The organism is Vibrio sp. 1F255, assembly GCF_041439145.1.
Classification (GTDB): domain Bacteria; phylum Pseudomonadota; class Gammaproteobacteria; order Enterobacterales; family Vibrionaceae; genus Vibrio; species Vibrio crassostreae_C.
This window is the reverse complement of the sequence record NZ_JBGONQ010000029.1, coordinates 25,960-40,993: the sequence shown is the minus strand read 5'-3', so window position 1 is coordinate 40,993 and position 15,034 is coordinate 25,960. Positions and strand designations below refer to the sequence as shown.

General features: G+C 44.8%; 18 protein-coding genes. All 18 read right to left on the bottom strand.

Annotated features, from left to right (window positions below; translation table 11 throughout):
• Positions 1-5: 5 nt before the first annotated feature.
• The 18 genes from atpA to ACED41_RS15890 all read right to left on the bottom strand — a co-directional run bounded on the left by atpA (position 6) and on the right by ACED41_RS15890 (position 14,978).
• A complete protein-coding gene (gene atpA, locus ACED41_RS15975; protein ID WP_017063023.1) occupies positions 6-1,547 on the bottom strand; it encodes a F0F1 ATP synthase subunit alpha in 1,542 nt (513 codons plus the stop codon).
• A gap of 13 nt (positions 1,548-1,560) precedes the next feature.
• Positions 1,561-2,094 (bottom strand): F0F1 ATP synthase subunit delta, encoded by a 534-nt coding sequence (atpH, locus tag ACED41_RS15970; protein WP_010433233.1) that lies wholly within the window; start codon positions 2,092-2,094, stop codon positions 1,561-1,563.
• Positions 2,095-2,109: 15 nt separating this feature from the next.
• Complete coding sequence (atpF, locus tag ACED41_RS15965) at positions 2,110-2,580, bottom strand: F0F1 ATP synthase subunit B (RefSeq protein WP_010433231.1); 471 nt, start codon at positions 2,578-2,580, stop codon at positions 2,110-2,112.
• 59 nt (positions 2,581-2,639) lie between these two features.
• Positions 2,640-2,897 carry a F0F1 ATP synthase subunit C gene (gene atpE, locus ACED41_RS15960; RefSeq protein ID WP_004411110.1) on the bottom strand — a complete coding sequence of 86 codons (258 nt, stop codon included), beginning with the start codon at positions 2,895-2,897 and terminating at the stop codon, positions 2,640-2,642.
• Positions 2,898-2,946: 49 nt separating this feature from the next.
• Complete coding sequence (atpB, locus tag ACED41_RS15955; RefSeq protein WP_009848124.1) at positions 2,947-3,744, bottom strand: F0F1 ATP synthase subunit A; 798 nt, start codon at positions 3,742-3,744, stop codon at positions 2,947-2,949.
• 8 nt (positions 3,745-3,752) lie between these two features.
• Positions 3,753-4,142, bottom strand: coding sequence for a F0F1 ATP synthase subunit I (locus ACED41_RS15950; RefSeq protein ID WP_010433210.1), 390 nt, complete (start codon positions 4,140-4,142; stop codon positions 3,753-3,755).
• 191 nt (positions 4,143-4,333) lie between these two features.
• The gene (locus ACED41_RS15945) at positions 4,334-5,215 is read right to left on the bottom strand and encodes a ParB/RepB/Spo0J family partition protein (RefSeq protein ID WP_017063024.1); all 882 of its coding nucleotides are present in this window, start codon (positions 5,213-5,215) and stop codon (positions 4,334-4,336) included.
• A 23-nt stretch (positions 5,216-5,238) separates the two neighbouring features.
• Entirely contained in the window at positions 5,239-6,012 is a 774-nt protein-coding gene (locus ACED41_RS15940; protein ID WP_029235097.1) for a ParA family protein, read from the bottom strand.
• A gap of 14 nt (positions 6,013-6,026) precedes the next feature.
• Complete coding sequence (rsmG, locus tag ACED41_RS15935; protein ID WP_017058801.1) at positions 6,027-6,659, bottom strand: 16S rRNA (guanine(527)-N(7))-methyltransferase RsmG; 633 nt, start codon at positions 6,657-6,659, stop codon at positions 6,027-6,029.
• A complete protein-coding gene (gene mnmG, locus ACED41_RS15930; RefSeq protein WP_017058802.1) occupies positions 6,659-8,554 on the bottom strand; it encodes a tRNA uridine-5-carboxymethylaminomethyl(34) synthesis enzyme MnmG in 1,896 nt (631 codons plus the stop codon). The genes rsmG and mnmG overlap by 1 nt, the downstream gene beginning before the upstream one ends.
• Positions 8,555-9,036: 482 nt before the next feature.
• Positions 9,037-9,471, bottom strand: a complete 435-nt coding sequence (gene mioC / locus ACED41_RS15925; protein ID WP_017058804.1) for an FMN-binding protein MioC — start codon at positions 9,469-9,471, stop codon at positions 9,037-9,039.
• A gap of 50 nt (positions 9,472-9,521) precedes the next feature.
• Positions 9,522-10,883 (bottom strand): tRNA uridine-5-carboxymethylaminomethyl(34) synthesis GTPase MnmE, encoded by a 1,362-nt coding sequence (mnmE, locus tag ACED41_RS15920; RefSeq protein WP_029235098.1) that lies wholly within the window; start codon positions 10,881-10,883, stop codon positions 9,522-9,524.
• A 130-nt stretch (positions 10,884-11,013) separates the two neighbouring features.
• On the bottom strand, positions 11,014-12,636 hold the full coding sequence (yidC, locus tag ACED41_RS15915) for a membrane protein insertase YidC (RefSeq protein WP_017058806.1): 1,623 nt from the start codon (positions 12,634-12,636) through the stop codon (positions 11,014-11,016).
• A gap of 2 nt (positions 12,637-12,638) precedes the next feature.
• Positions 12,639-12,896 (bottom strand): membrane protein insertion efficiency factor YidD, encoded by a 258-nt coding sequence (gene yidD / locus ACED41_RS15910; protein WP_004735802.1) that lies wholly within the window; start codon positions 12,894-12,896, stop codon positions 12,639-12,641.
• Entirely contained in the window at positions 12,863-13,186 is a 324-nt protein-coding gene (gene rnpA / locus ACED41_RS15905) for a ribonuclease P protein component (RefSeq protein ID WP_017055478.1), read from the bottom strand. The genes yidD and rnpA overlap by 34 nt, the downstream gene beginning before the upstream one ends.
• Before the next feature lie 45 nt (positions 13,187-13,231).
• A complete protein-coding gene (rpmH, locus tag ACED41_RS15900) occupies positions 13,232-13,366 on the bottom strand; it encodes a 50S ribosomal protein L34 (RefSeq protein ID WP_004735800.1) in 135 nt (44 codons plus the stop codon).
• Positions 13,367-13,572: 206 nt separating this feature from the next.
• A complete protein-coding gene (locus ACED41_RS15895) occupies positions 13,573-14,310 on the bottom strand; it encodes an amino acid ABC transporter ATP-binding protein (protein WP_017063027.1) in 738 nt (245 codons plus the stop codon).
• The gene (locus ACED41_RS15890; protein ID WP_009848134.1) at positions 14,307-14,978 is read right to left on the bottom strand and encodes an amino acid ABC transporter permease; all 672 of its coding nucleotides are present in this window, start codon (positions 14,976-14,978) and stop codon (positions 14,307-14,309) included. The genes ACED41_RS15895 and ACED41_RS15890 overlap by 4 nt, the downstream gene beginning before the upstream one ends.
• Positions 14,979-15,034: the final 56 nt, after the last annotated feature.

Genomic DNA, 15,034 nt, shown 5'->3' with positions numbered 1-15,034 from the left:
ACCAATTACCAGGTCTGGGTTGCCTTGAAATCGTCAACAAGCTTCTTCAGCTCAGCTTCGATTTCTTTATTGAAAGCACCCGTTGTGTCGATCTGTGTTGCTAGATCGGCATATTGACCACGAGCAAACGACAGTAAAGCAGCTTCAAAGTCTAGAACTTTAGAAAGTTCAACGTCTTGAAGGTATCCACGCTCTGCAGCGAAGATTACTAGAGCTTGGTCAAATACAGACATAGGAGCGTATTGCTTCTGCTTCATCAGTTCTGTAACTTTTTGACCGTGGTCTAGCTGCTTCTTAGTCGCTTCATCAAGATCCGAAGAGAACTGAGCAAATGCTGCAAGTTCACGGTATTGAGCTAGAGCAGTACGGATACCGCCAGATAGCTTCTTGATGATTTTAGTCTGCGCCGAACCACCTACACGAGAAACTGAGATACCAGGGTCAACAGCTGGACGTACGCCCGCGTTGAATAGCTCAGTTTGTAGGAAGATCTGACCATCGGTAATCGAGATTACGTTCGTCGGTACGAATGCAGATACGTCACCAGCTTGCGTTTCGATGATAGGAAGAGCAGTTAAAGAACCCGTCTTGCCTTTCACTTCGCCTTTAGTGAATTCTTCTACGTAGTGTTCGCTTACACGAGCAGCACGCTCTAGTAGACGAGAGTGAAGGTAGAAAACATCACCTGGGAACGCTTCACGACCTGGTGGACGCTTAAGTAGTAGCGAGATTTGACGGTAAGCGACAGCTTGCTTAGATAGATCATCATAAACAATCAGTGCATCTTCACCGCGATCACGGAAGTATTCGCCCATCGCACAACCAGCATACGGTGCAAGGTATTGCAGCGCTGCAGATTCAGAAGCCGATGCAACAACAACAACAGTGTTTGCTAGTGCGCCGTGCTCTTCTAGTTTGCGAACTACGTTAGCAATAGTCGACGCTTTTTGGCCGATAGCTACGTAGATAGAGAAAATACCAGAATCTTTTTGGTTAATAATCGCATCGATCGCCATTGCTGTTTTACCAGTCTGACGGTCACCGATTACTAGTTCACGTTGACCACGACCGATAGGGATCATTGAGTCAACAGACTTGTAACCAGTTTGAACAGGTTGATCTACCGATTTACGGTCGATTACACCTGGTGCGATAATTTCTACAGGCGAAGTCAATTTAGCTTCGATTGGACCTTTACCATCAATTGGCTCACCTAGCGTGTTTACCACACGACCAAGCATTTCAGGACCTACTGGTACTTCTAGAATACGACCAGTACCTGTAACTTTCATGCCTTCCTGTAGGTCAGCATACGGGCCCATTACAACAGCACCAACCGAATCACGGTTCAAGTTCAGTGCTAGAGCGTAACGGCCACCCGGTAGTTCGATCATTTCACCTTGCATCACGTCCGCTAGGCCGTGGATGCTAAGGATGCCATCGCTTACAGAAACGATAGTACCTTCATTGCGAGCTTCACTAACAACGTCGAAAGATTCAATACGTTGTTTAATTAGATCGCTAATTTCAGTGGAATTAAGTTGCATGCTCCAATCCCCATTAAGACTGCAATGCATCGCTCAGGCGGTCTAAACGACTGCGCGCTGAGTTATCGATGACTAGGTCTCCGGCTCGAATAATAACTCCACTAAGTAGAGTCTCATCTATACTGCAATTCAGCTGAACTTTGCGCGCAAGGCGCAGTTCCAATTTGCTGATAATGCTTGTGCGTTGTTCTTCAGAAAGTTCAACAGCTGAAGTAACTTCAACGTCGATCTCTTTCTCATACTCTTTTTTGAGTATAAAGAACTCTTTACAAACATCAGGAAAAGCCATTAAGCGGCCATTCTCTGCCATCACTTTAATTAAGTTCTGGCCGAATTCATCAAATTGTTCGCCACAAATTACAATGAATACTTCAGCTAATTTTTCAGCAGTCATAGAGCCGCTTAATAAATTGTGAACATCATCATTTTGTGCCACTTCGGCAGCAAAAGTAAGCATTTGACCCCATTGGTCTAGCTCACCTTTATCTACCGCAAAGTCAAACGCTGCTTTAGCATAGGGGCGTGCGATTGTAGTCAAATCAGACATATACAGCCCCTTGCTTTAAAGTTTTGCAGTAATGTTGTTAAGAAGATCATCGTGTACATCTTTATCGATTGTACGCTCAAGGATTTTCTCAGCACCAGCTATAGCCAGAGTTGCGACTTGTTTGCGCAGGTCATCACGGGCACGTGTACGCTCTGCTTCAATTTCTGCTTCAGCTTGCGCTAAGATTTTCTGGCGTTCTGCCTGAGCTTCTTCGCGTGCTTCATCAATAATTTGAGCTTTACGTTTGTTTGCCTGATCAATAACCTCAGTTGCAGTGCGCTTTGCTTCTTTCATTTGCTCAGAAGCGTTGGCTTGTGCCAGGTTCAAGTCTTTAGCAGCGCGTTCAGCGGCTACAAGACCGTCAGCAATTTTTTTCTGACGTTCTTCAATTGCTTGCATGATTGGTGGCCATACATATTTCATGCAGAACCAAACAAACAGTGAAAAAGCAATTGCTTGACCTAGCAGAGTTGCGTTCATATTCACAACAGCTACCCCTCGTTAAGAATCAACTACAAAAATTTAATTAACTATTAAAGAGTTAATTAGCCTGCTAGTTGACCAACAAATGGGTTAGCAAACGTGAATAGTAGTGCGATTACGATACCGATCATTGGAACAGCATCCAGTAGACCAGCGATGATGAACATCTTAACTTGTAGCATTGGAGCCATTTCAGGTTGACGCGCAGCGCCTTCTAGGAATTTACCACCAAGAATAGCAAAACCAATTGCAGTACCTACGGCACAAAGACCAACAATAATAGCAACAGCGATTGCTGAAAAACTTAGTACAGTTTCCATTTACGTTCTCCGATTAACATTAATAGTTAGAATAAAGCTTAAAAATTTTTTAGTGATCACTATCTTCATGAGCCATTGATAAGTAAACGATTGTCAACATCATGAAAACAAACGCTTGAATCAATATAACTAAGATATGGAAGATAGCCCAAGGTAGTGCACCTACCCATTGTAAGTACCACGGTAGCATTGCCGCGATAAGAATAAACACCACCTCACCCGCAAACATATTACCAAACAAACGCATACCTAGAGATAGTGGCTTCGCTAATAACGAAATTACCTCAAGTACCAAGTTAAATGGGATCATGATTGGGTGATTAAATGGATGCAGTGCCAATTCTTTAGCAAATCCGCCTAGGCCTTTCACTTTGATGCTGTAGTAGATCATCAGAGCAAAAACACCCAAAGCCATTGCCATGGTTATATTTACATCAGCTGTAGGAACCACTTTCAAGTAAGGGATACCTAGCCAATGCTCTGCAGGATATGGTAAGAAATCGATAGGCACTAAGTCCATCAAGTTCATAATGATAATCCAGCAGAATATAGTCAGTGCTAGTGGGGCAATCAGAGGGTTGCGACCATGGAAAGTTTCTTTAACGTTGTCGCCAACGAATTCCACTACCATTTCAACAAAACACTGAAGCTTACCAGGTACACCTACTGTTGCTTTCTTAGCGACTGAGCGAAAAACCCAAAGGAATAACATCCCTGTCAACACCGAAAAAAACAGACTGTCTATATGTACGTTCCAGAAACTTGTCTCCTCTACAAGACCAAACTTAGCTAAAGAAAGGTTTTGTAAATGGTGTTCAATGTATCCGGATGCTGTTGGCGCAGCCATAACTCATCCTATTTTTTATTGTTAATGAAAAGCACTGGCGCAAAGATATTAATACCTAGAACCAGTAAATAGGTCAGTTTGAGGGGAATTAATTCCACCTGCATATACATGTAGACAATAGAGAATAGTAGAACTGTGATAAGGATCTTTAGTGCTTCACCTGCATAGAACGACGCCGCAACTAACTTAGTTGCACGAGCTCCACAAAATAGGAAAGCACACACACAAAAAACTACATTCGCGATGACAAAAATACCGCCACCAACCAATGCAGCAAAACCCCAATCAGGATTAACAGCTAAACCTAACCCTATCGCCACTAATATAACCGCGCTAAGCTCGATCAATAACATTTGCTTTGCAAGCACTCGTCCTGGTCTTGCTAACGCCGCTACCATGTATTCGTTCCTCTTTAAGCCCACTTTACCACTCGCTTAAAAGCGTGCTGAGAAATTGGCGAAAATTATACGTTCAGCCAAATTGATTGCAATAAGAATGCAGCAATCATTTACATTTCTGTATACAAACCGACAACTTTTGTAAGAAATTACTTGTTTATTACATAATTGACCTAAATCAATTATCTCATTTAGTACTCTAGTTTAGCAATAAGTTGCTCTAATTTGTGAGGCTCATCAAGAGTAATTGTCACTTTTGACTTACCGCTAACAGAACGAGTAACTGAAACGTTTGCTTGCAATTTTTCCGTGAGTCTTCGTGAAAGTTCGATGGCCTCAGTGTCTTCGGGCTTCGATTCCGCTTCAACGTCTGGTTTTAAGCACTTTTTGACAAGTTGCTCAGTTTGACGCACGGTCATTTTTTTGGTTGCTGCAGTATTCGCTGCCTCAACCTGGGTAACACCTTCAAGCGCAAGCAGTGCTCTAGCATGCCCCATTTCTAGTTGTTTACTGGAAACTAAACCTTTTACTTCATTTTCGAGCTGATTTAGACGTAATAAGTTACTAACGGTAGCTCTGGATTTACCAATCACATCGGCGACCTGCTGATGTGTCAGTGAAAACTCGTTCTGCAAGCGCTCTAGCGCTTGTGATTCTTCGATAACATTCAGATCTTCACGTTGAATGTTCTCGATCAATGCCATCGCAATCGCGGCCTTGTCTTCTACTCTCTTGATCAAGCATGGAACTTGTTTAAGACCAGCTTGACGAGCCGCTCTCCAACGACGTTCACCAGCAATAATCTCAAATTGGTCGTGCGCTAAAGGGCGTACAACGATCGGTTGGATAATGCCTTGAGATTGTATAGATGCCGCTAACTCTTCTAGCGCTTCCGGCGCAATATCCTTACGCGGTTGATATACACCTGGCTTTAAGCAACCGACAGCAAGTTCGATGAGCTCACCATCAGCCGATAACGCTTGACTATGAGAAGCTACTTGTTGTTTTTCACGAGCCAGAGAGCTAGTTGCAAGCAATGCATCTAGCCCCTTTCCTAAACCGCGCTTAGACATTGAGCGAATTCCTTTGGTTAGACCTATACTGGGACTTCTTCACGACGCAACATTTCGCCTGCAAGAGCAAGATATGCCTTCGCTCCTGCGGAATATTTGTCGTAGTACATTGCTGGCTTGCCATGACTAGGCGCTTCTGCCAGACGCACATTTCTAGGGATAACAGTTCGGTAGACTTTGCTACCAAAATGTTTTTTGAGTTGATCAGATACTTCGTTCGATAAGCGGTTACGAGGATCGTACATAGTACGTAGAAGACCTTCGATCTTAAGATTCTCGTTTACTACCGCAGCGAGTTTACTGATGGTATCCATCAACGCAGTCAAACCTTCCAAAGCAAAGTATTCACATTGCATAGGAACCAATACGGAGTCGGCCGCAGCCATCGCGTTGATTGTAAGAAGGTTTAATGAGGGCGGACAATCAATAAAGATGAAATCATAGTTATTGCGAATGGGTTCGAGTGCATTTTTTAAACGAACTTCACGAGCAAACACTTCCATCAGCTTGATTTCTGCCGCAGTAACATCACCGTTCGCGGCGATGAGGTCATAATTGCCAGATGTACTCCGGCAAACCACCTCATCAAATGGGGTGTCTTCAACCAACAAATCGTAAGCTGTTGCTTCAACTTGATACTTGTCGACACCGCTCGCCATAGTGGCATTACCTTGAGGATCGAGGTCAACAACCAATATCTTGCGTTTTGTTGCCGCCATTGATGCTGCTAAATTAATGCAAGTTGTTGTTTTTCCTACGCCACCCTTCTGGTTGGCAATTGCTACGATTCTACCCACTATGGCCTCGCTGATTATCCCTGACGCGATAAAGTAACTAGATGACGCTCTCCATCAAGCTCTGGCACTTGCAAAGCTTTAATGTCTGTCACTGAACACCATTCAGGTAACAGGTCGATTTCGTCTCTAGGATGTTGTCCCTTAAGAGCCAAAAATACACCGGATTGCTCTTTAGGTAAATGGTGACACCACTCTACCATGTCTGTCATTGACGCAAATGCACGACTGAGCACTGCATCAAACTTTTCTTCTGGTTGAAATTCTTCAACGCGACTTTGAACCGGTACCACGTTGTCGATACCCAGCTCATGAATCACCTGTTTGATAAAACGAATACGCTTACCTAGGCTGTCTAGCAAGTAAAACTCGCAGTCTGGATTCATGATTGAGAGCGGAATCCCAGGAAGACCAGGTCCCGTACCCACATCGATAAAGCGCTTACCTTGTAAGTGAGTGCTAACAATGATGCTATCTAAGATATGTTTCACCATCATTTCTTGTGGGTCACGAACTGATGTTAGGTTATAAGCTTTGTTCCACTTGTTCAGTAACTCAACGTAGCCAACCAACTGGCCACGTTGTTTTTCAGATACTTCAAGTTCAGTCTGGCCAATAAGGTGATCCAGTTTTTCGCGTAATGCGCTCATTATGCTTCCTCACCTTTTTTCAACAGGCCGTGTTTTTTCAAGTAAACCAACAGAATTGAGATTGCTGCAGGTGTGATACCTGAAATTCGCGAAGCAATACCAATTGAGTCAGGCTTAGCTGTCGTTAGTTTAAGAACCACTTCGTTAGAAAGTCCTTTTACCTTGCTGTAATCGATATCAGCAGGCAGTTTGGTGTTTTCATGACGCAGTGATTTTTCAATTTCGTCTTGTTGACGCTGAATGTAACCATCGTACTTCACTTGGATCTCAACTTGCTCAGACGCTTGTTGATCTTCCAGTGCAGGACCAAAACGATCCAATGCGGTTAACTGTGAATAAGTCATTTCAGGGCGACGAAGAAGATCTTCACCGCTCGCTTCACGAGACATTGGTGTTTTCAGAATTTGGTTCAGTTGATCAATATCTTCAGATTTTGGATTAATCCAAGTCTCTTTCAGACGTTGACGCTCCTTCTCCATGTTTTCCATCTTCTCGTTGAAACGAGCCCAACGAGCGTCATCAACAAGGCCAAGTTCACGCGACTTTTCAGTCAAGCGGATATCGGCGTTGTCTTCACGAAGCAGCAGACGGTATTCCGCGCGAGACGTAAACATGCGGTAAGGTTCTTTGGTACCCATGGTAGATAGGTCGTCGATAAGCACGCCCATGTAAGCTTGGTCACGACGTGGACTCCAGCCTTCTTTGCCTTGAGTAAACAAACTTGCATTCAGACCGGCCATCAAGCCTTGTGCAGCCGCTTCTTCATAGCCAGTGGTACCGTTGATTTGACCCGCAAAGAATAGACCTTTGATAAACTTAGTTTCGTAAGTCAGCTTAAGGTCGCGAGGATCAAAGAAATCGTACTCAATCGCATAGCCAGGGCGAACGATATGAGCATTTTCAAAGCCCTTCATCGAACGAACAATTTGAACCTGTACATCAAACGGCAGACTGGTAGAGATACCATTCGGGTATAGCTCGTGAGTCGTTAGACCTTCTGGCTCAATAAAAATTTGGTGACTGTTCTTGTCAGCAAAACGCATTACTTTGTCTTCAATCGAAGGGCAGTAACGAGGGCCAATGCCTTCAATCACACCCGCGTACATAGGGCTGCGATCAAGGTTGGCACGAATTACGTCATGCGTATTTTCATTGGTATGCGTGATGTAACATGGAATTTGACGAGGTTGTTGAGCTCGGCTGCCCATGAACGAGAAAACAGGCGTCGGGTTATCACCGTGCTGAACCTCAAGCTCAGAAAAATCAACGCTACGCGCATCGATACGAGGAGGAGTACCTGTTTTCAGGCGATCAACTCGGAATGGAAGATCACGAAGACGGTCAGCCAGTGCGATCGATGGTGGATCACCAGCACGGCCACCTGAAGAACTTTCCATACCAATATGGATCTTGCCGCCTAGGAATGTGCCCACAGTCAGAACCACAGCGCTTGCGCGGAACTTAAGGCCCATCTGCGTTACCACACCTACCACTTGATCCTGTTCAACGATCAAGTCATCAACCGACTGTTGGAACAAAGTCAGGTTTGGCGTGTTTTCAAGAACGTTACGAACAAAGGCTTTGTACAGTGCGCGGTCAGCTTGTGCACGAGTAGCACGAACCGCAGGGCCTTTTGATGCGTTCAATGTTCTGAACTGAATACCTGCATGATCAATAGCTTGCGCCATTAATCCACCCATTGCATCGACCTCTTTTACCAAGTGGCCCTTACCGATCCCGCCAATGGCTGGGTTACAAGACATTTGTCCTAGTGTATCGATATTATGAGTAAGTAATAACGTACTTTGACCAGTACGTGCAGATGCGAGTGCGGCTTCCGTTCCTGCATGGCCACCACCAACAACGATGACGTCAAATTTTTCGTGATAAAGCATGAACCGACCTCAGGTATTCAAACGTTTTCTAGATTGATAAAAAGGAGCGATATTCTACCTGTTTTCATAGCCTGAGAAAACGTTTTTGGGATTTTTCGAAAAAGCTGTTTTTAATTAATATAGATAAGATCTTTAAGGAGATCTTTTATTAGATCTATTATTAGGATCGAGGGTATCTGTGGATAAGTCGGAAATGATCAACGAGATCATGGATCTTTTTTGGATCAAATGATGTGATCTAACTTTGATCAGGATGAGGATTAGCTGGGATCAAAATGGCTACTTATTCACAGGAGGAAATTAGCCTAAAACTTGTTATTTGGATAACTATAGGTTAATCACCGTATATGTATGATCTTATCCACAGCAGAAATTGAAAATAGATCGCTAATTTTCGATGTTTTTGAAAAAAAGTTATTCACAATCACGATGTTCAGAGACAAAAAAAGCGGCATAAGCCGCTTTTTGAGAGAGGAGAGAGGTTAAAACTGGTCGCTATGATCGTTGAACCAAGCTTCTGCTGCGTCTTCTGGTACCGGAGTTTCCAATACATCGATGGTAAAACAGTCAGAAATAGGCTGAGCACCGAGCTCTTTCATCTGGCTGTGGACTGATTTTCCCGCCAAACAGAAGGTATCGTAACTCGAATCACCAAGCGCCACGACAGCAAAGCGAACCGGGCTTAAATCTGGAGATTGCTGGGTCAATGCGTCGATAAACGGCTTAATATTATCTGGAAATTCACCCGCACCATGAGTTGAAGTCACCAGCAACCAAAAGCCTTGTTGGGGAATATCATCGAATTCAGGCTGATTATGAAGGGTGATCTCGTGGCCTTGCTCTTCAAGAAGATCATTAAGGTGATCGCCAACGTACTCTGCACCACCTAAGGTGCTGCCTGTAATAATGTGGATCATTAAGCTGTCCTTACTAAAGAAAAAGGCCAGCATGAGCCGGCCTTTAAAGGTTATTTACCAATACAGAAAGAGGTGAAGATACGGCCGAGTAGGTCATCGGAACTGAATTCACCAGTAATCTCGTTAAGGTGTTGCTGCGTTATACGCAGTTCTTCTGCCAAGATTTCCCCTGCCATATAGCCTTCGAGCTGTTGCTGGCCAATATCTAGATGCTCAGATGCGCGTTCTAGGGCATCTAAGTGGCGACGACGTGCCATGAAGCCACCTTCATTGCCACCAGCAAAGCCCATGCAATCTTTTAAGTGATTACGTAGTGCATCAACGCCTTGTCCCGTCTTTGCTGATAGTCGAATCAGAGTTGGATCATTAACATGGCAAATCCCGAGATCTTCACCGGTTTGATCGGCTTTGTTACGAATCACGGTCATTCCGATGTTATTCGGCAGACGATCAACGAAATCTGGCCAGATATCTTTCGGGTCGGTTGCATCGGTAGTGGTGCCATCGACCATAAATAAAACGCGATCGGCTTGAGCAATTTCTTCCCAAGCGCGTTCAATACCGATTTTTTCGACTTCATCCGAGGCTTCACGCAGGCCTGCGGTATCAATAATGTGCAGTGGCATACCATCAATATGGATATGTTCACGAAGTACATCACGGGTTGTACCTGCAATATCAGTCACAATCGCGGAGTCTTTACCCGATAATGCATTCAGTAAGCTCGACTTACCGGCATTAGGACGACCTGCAATCACCACCTTCATACCTTCACGCATGATGGCACCTTGATTGGCTTCTTGGCGAACCGCTTCGAGGTTGTCGATGATAGCTTGTAAGTCAGCACTTACTTTACCGTCAGCAAGGAAATCAATCTCTTCTTCTGGGAAGTCGATAGCGGCTTCAACATAGATGCGTAAGTGAATCAGAGAGTCCACCAGCGTATTAATGCGTTTCGAGAACTCACCTTGCAACGATTGCAGAGCTGATTTCGCCGCTTCTTCTGAACTGGCATCAATGAGGTCAGCAATCGCTTCTGCTTGGGTTAAATCCATCTTGTCGTTCAAGAAGGCACGCTCCGAGAACTCACCTGGGCGTGCTGCGCGTAGCCCTGGAATAGCGAGGATGCGCTTGATGAGCATATCCATTACCACAGGACCACCGTGGCCTTGCAGCTCTAAAACGTCTTCACCGGTAAACGAGTGCGGGTTAGGAAAGTAAAGCGCGATGCCTTGGTCTAGCTCTAAACCATCGTGAGATTTAAAAGGGGTGTACTCAGCGTAACGTGGTTTCAGTACTTTGCCGGTAACTTCAAGCGCAACTTGGGCTGCTTGTGGGCCTGAAACGCGAATAATACCGACGCCGCCACGGCCGGGTGCAGTCGCTTGAGCAACAATCGTATCTGTAGTCATAGTTGTGCCTGCTAGCATGTGAAAGCCAAAAAGGGGCGCTCACGATTAATCAATTAGCTGAATTGTAATCAGCTAAAAACAAAAAGGCGACCTTTTGGTCGCCTTTCTTTGTCTCTTTCTATTATCGAACTTACTTAGAATGTAAGCCTTTCTTTTCCAGCGCGCGGTAGATAAGCGTTTGCTGAATCAGAGTTACGATGTTCGATACTAGCCAGTATAGAACCAGACCTGAAGGGAAGAACAGGAAGAAGAATGTGAACATAACCGGCATAAAGGTCATGATCTTCTGCTGCATTGGATCCGTTACAGTTGTCGGGCTCATCTTCTGGATTAGGAACATTGAAGCACCCATCAGAAGTGGCAAGATGTAGTATGGGTCTTGTGCCGAAAGGTCAGTAATCCAACCGAAGAACGGTGAGTGACGCAGTTCAACAGACTCCATTAGTGCCCAGTATAGCGAAATGAAGATAGGCATTTGCAGAAGGATAGGTAAACAGCCACCTAGTGGGTTTACTTTCTCTTTCTTGTAAAGCTCCATCATTTCTTGGCTCATGCGTTGACGATCGTCGCCGATACGCTCACGCATTGCAGTCAGCTTAGGCTGAAGCATACGCATTTTCGCCATAGACGTGTACTGAGCTTTCGTTAGTGGGTACATAGCACCACGAACGATGAAAGTTAGACAGATGATTGCCAGACCCCAGTTCACAACGATGCCTTGAATGAACGAAAGCAGAGTATGAAGTGGTTTAGCAATGAACCATAACCAACCGTAGTCAACTACTAGGTCTAGGTTAGGTGCAACAGCAGCCATTTGGTCTTGAAGTTTAGGACCAACCCAAAGCGTTGCTTTGAAGTTTGCTTCGTCGCCAGTAGCGATGGTTTTGTTCGGCATGCGAACACCGATGTCGCCAAGGTTACCAATTACACGAGTGTAAAGGTTGCTGCCTGCTTCGTCGCGTGGGATCCATGCACTTGCAAAGTAGTGCTGAATCATCGCTGCCCAACCTTGACCGTTTGCTAGGTTAAGAGACAGGTTGCGATCTTGCATGTCGTCGAAGCTGTATTTTTTGTAACGCGTATCTTCCGTAGAGTAAGCACCACCACGGTAAGTTGGCATTGTTAGGCTACCGCCGTCATCCATTACGTTCTGACGCAGGTGAGCGTACATGCCGAATGTCGCGTTGTTACCAGAGTTGTTGACTACATCGTATTCAACATCCATTGCGTAGCTGCCACGCTTAAGGATGAATGTTTTCGTGTAATCAAGGCCGTTCGCTTGGTAAGTCATCGGGATGCGTAGTTCATCCTGACCATCAGCAAGCGTGAAGCTGTCTGCTGAAACTGTGTAGCTTGGGCGGTTTGTGCTGCTTAAATCGATACCTTGAGGACCCACTAGACCGCTTTGTGCGATAAATTGGTGACCTGGTTCGTTTTTAAGAAGAACAAACGTATCTTCAGAATCGAACTCAGCAGAGTAATCGTTTAGGTTTGCTTTAACGACATCACCACCAACCGTATCAATTGACAGAGTCAGTACATCAGTTGTTACTGTGATAGTTTTAGCAGAAGAAGCAACTTGACCAGGAGCCGGGTCTAGATCATCTGCATAAGATGGCGCTGGTAGGGTGCTGCCAGATTGTGCCTGCTCAACCGCTTGTGGTGCTGGATTCTGAGCTACGTTCCATTGTTGGAACAGTAGGAAAGAAACCAAAGCCAATGCGATTAACAGGATATTACGTTGAGAATCCATCGTTATTTATCTCTGTCTTGTTTTTGGACTGGTGGAACGGGGTCAAAGCCCCCTTCGTTCAAAGGATGGCATTTTAATAGACGTTTGCCTGATAACCAACACCCTTTTACAAAACCGTGAGCTTTCAACGCTTCTATCGCATATAAAGAGCAGGTTGGAGTAAATCGGCAGCGTGGGCCGATGAGTGGACTAATAAACCATCTATAAAAATAGATGGGTATTAGCGCTATCCACGCGAAGGGCGAGACAGGCGAAGCCATAATTTGTCGAGTAGCTTGAACATTTCTTCATTGCTTAAATCTTGCGCGCTCTTCTTAGCGATTACAACAAAATCTTTGTTAGGAAGTTTGTGTTGAGTGTTACGAAAGCTTTCACGAGTAAGACGCTTGAATCGGTTACGACCCACGGCGGTTTTAATCTGCTTTTTCGGAACGGCTAATCCAAGACGAGGATTTGAAAGAGAGTTATTTCGGGCAATGATGGTGAAATGAGGGGAGCCAGCTCGATGAGCTTGCTTGAAGACATTTTGATAATGTTCGGGAGTTAACAAGCGTAACTCCCGACCGAAGGCTAGCTTATTCAAAATAATCAAAGATTACTTAGAAAGACGCTTACGGCCTTTTGCACGACGTGCATTGATTGTTGCGCGACCGTTCTTAGTAGCCATGCGAGCACGGAAACCGTGAGTACGCTTACGCTTTAGAACTGTAGGTTGAAAAGTGCGTTTCATTGTAATTACCTTACTGATCAGTAGTTTTAGGTTTTTGTTAAACCCGGCGTGGGCATTTTTTCTCTTCTTTATATAAGAAAGGAAAACCGACGCCTCTCAACAAAGAGGCGGAATTGTAATCACTGTCACAAAAAGTGTCAATGATTGGGTTAACTAAAATTCCGGTCGGGGGATTATACGTAGAATAACTAAAATCACAAGGATCCTTAGTCGATCCCAACCTTATTTAAGAATTTTTTTAATTTAGGATCCTGTGGATTACCAAAAATATCCTGTGGAGATCCCTGCTCGATAATATGACCGTCAGCCATGAAGATCACTCGGTCTGCGACCTCTCTCGCGAACTGCATTTCATGGGTAACCACCAGCATGGTTTGATGCTGATTTGCCAGTTTTTTCATTAGGTTAAGCACTTCGCCAACCCACTCAGGATCGAGCGCTGAAGTCGGCTCATCAAACAGTAAAAGCTCGGGTTGTAGTGCCATTGCACGGCCAATACCCACCCGTTGTTGCTGGCCACCAGAGAGCGCGGCTGGGTAGCTATCACCTTTGTCACCTAAGCCAATATCATCAAGTATTTGTTGTGCTTTTTCATGGGCTTGCTGTTTTTTCCAACCACGAACGGTAATTAAACCTTCAGCAATATTCTGTCTCGCGGTTTGGTGAGCGAACAGTGCATAGTTTTGGAACACAAAACCGGTCTTACGACGCAGTGCAAGCACCTCTGCCTTAGTGTGTTTCTGAGTATCAACCTTGATATCATCAATCGAAATCGTGCCTTGATCGGCTTGCTCTAGAAAATTCACACAACGCAGTAGGGTAGATTTACCCGTACCACTTGAACCTATGATGACAATTATCTCACCTTGTTTGATTTCTAGGTCGATCCCTTTCAAAACTTCGGTGTCACCAAACTGCTTGTGGATACTTTGTAATTTGATCATCGTACATACGCCTTATTCAGTTTCACTTCGGCCCAAATTTGAATACGAGTGAGGATAACCACCACGCCCCAGTAAATCAGTGCGACTGCTAAGAAAGCCTCGAAGAAGCGGAAACTTGAAGAAGCCTCCATCTGAGCTTTAGCCATGATTTCGGCGACACCTAGGGTGAAGGCAAGTGAAGTCGACTTGATCATATCGATGAAGTAGTTCATCAACGACGGCAGTGCCACGCGAGTTGCTTGCGGTAAGATCACTCGGCGCATCGCTTGGCTGGTTGTCATACCGACCGAAAGGCTGGCTTCCATCTGGCTGCGATCAATACCGATAATCGCGGCACGAATACTTTCTGCCATATACGCGGCAAAGTGCAGGGTTAAGCCAATCACAGCGGCGCTGAAGGCATCCAACCCAACCATCCACGGGAAGACTTGTGGTAAGCCGTAATAAAGGAGGAACAGCTGCACCAACAGTGGTGTGCCTCGGAAGAAGCTAATGTACAGCTGGCTCAGTTGGTCGAGCACTGGGATTTTGAATACACGAATATTCGCCAGTATCAGAGACAGGATCAGAGCAAAGAACAAGCCCCAGGTCGCCATCTCCATCGTGGTGCCTAAATACTTCAGTAGTATTGGCAACAGCTCTAGCATGTAATTAAAGTCAAATCCCATAATCTATCTCGTATTTTTATTGGCAGTGTTGTTCTATATGTAAGTACTGTTGTATC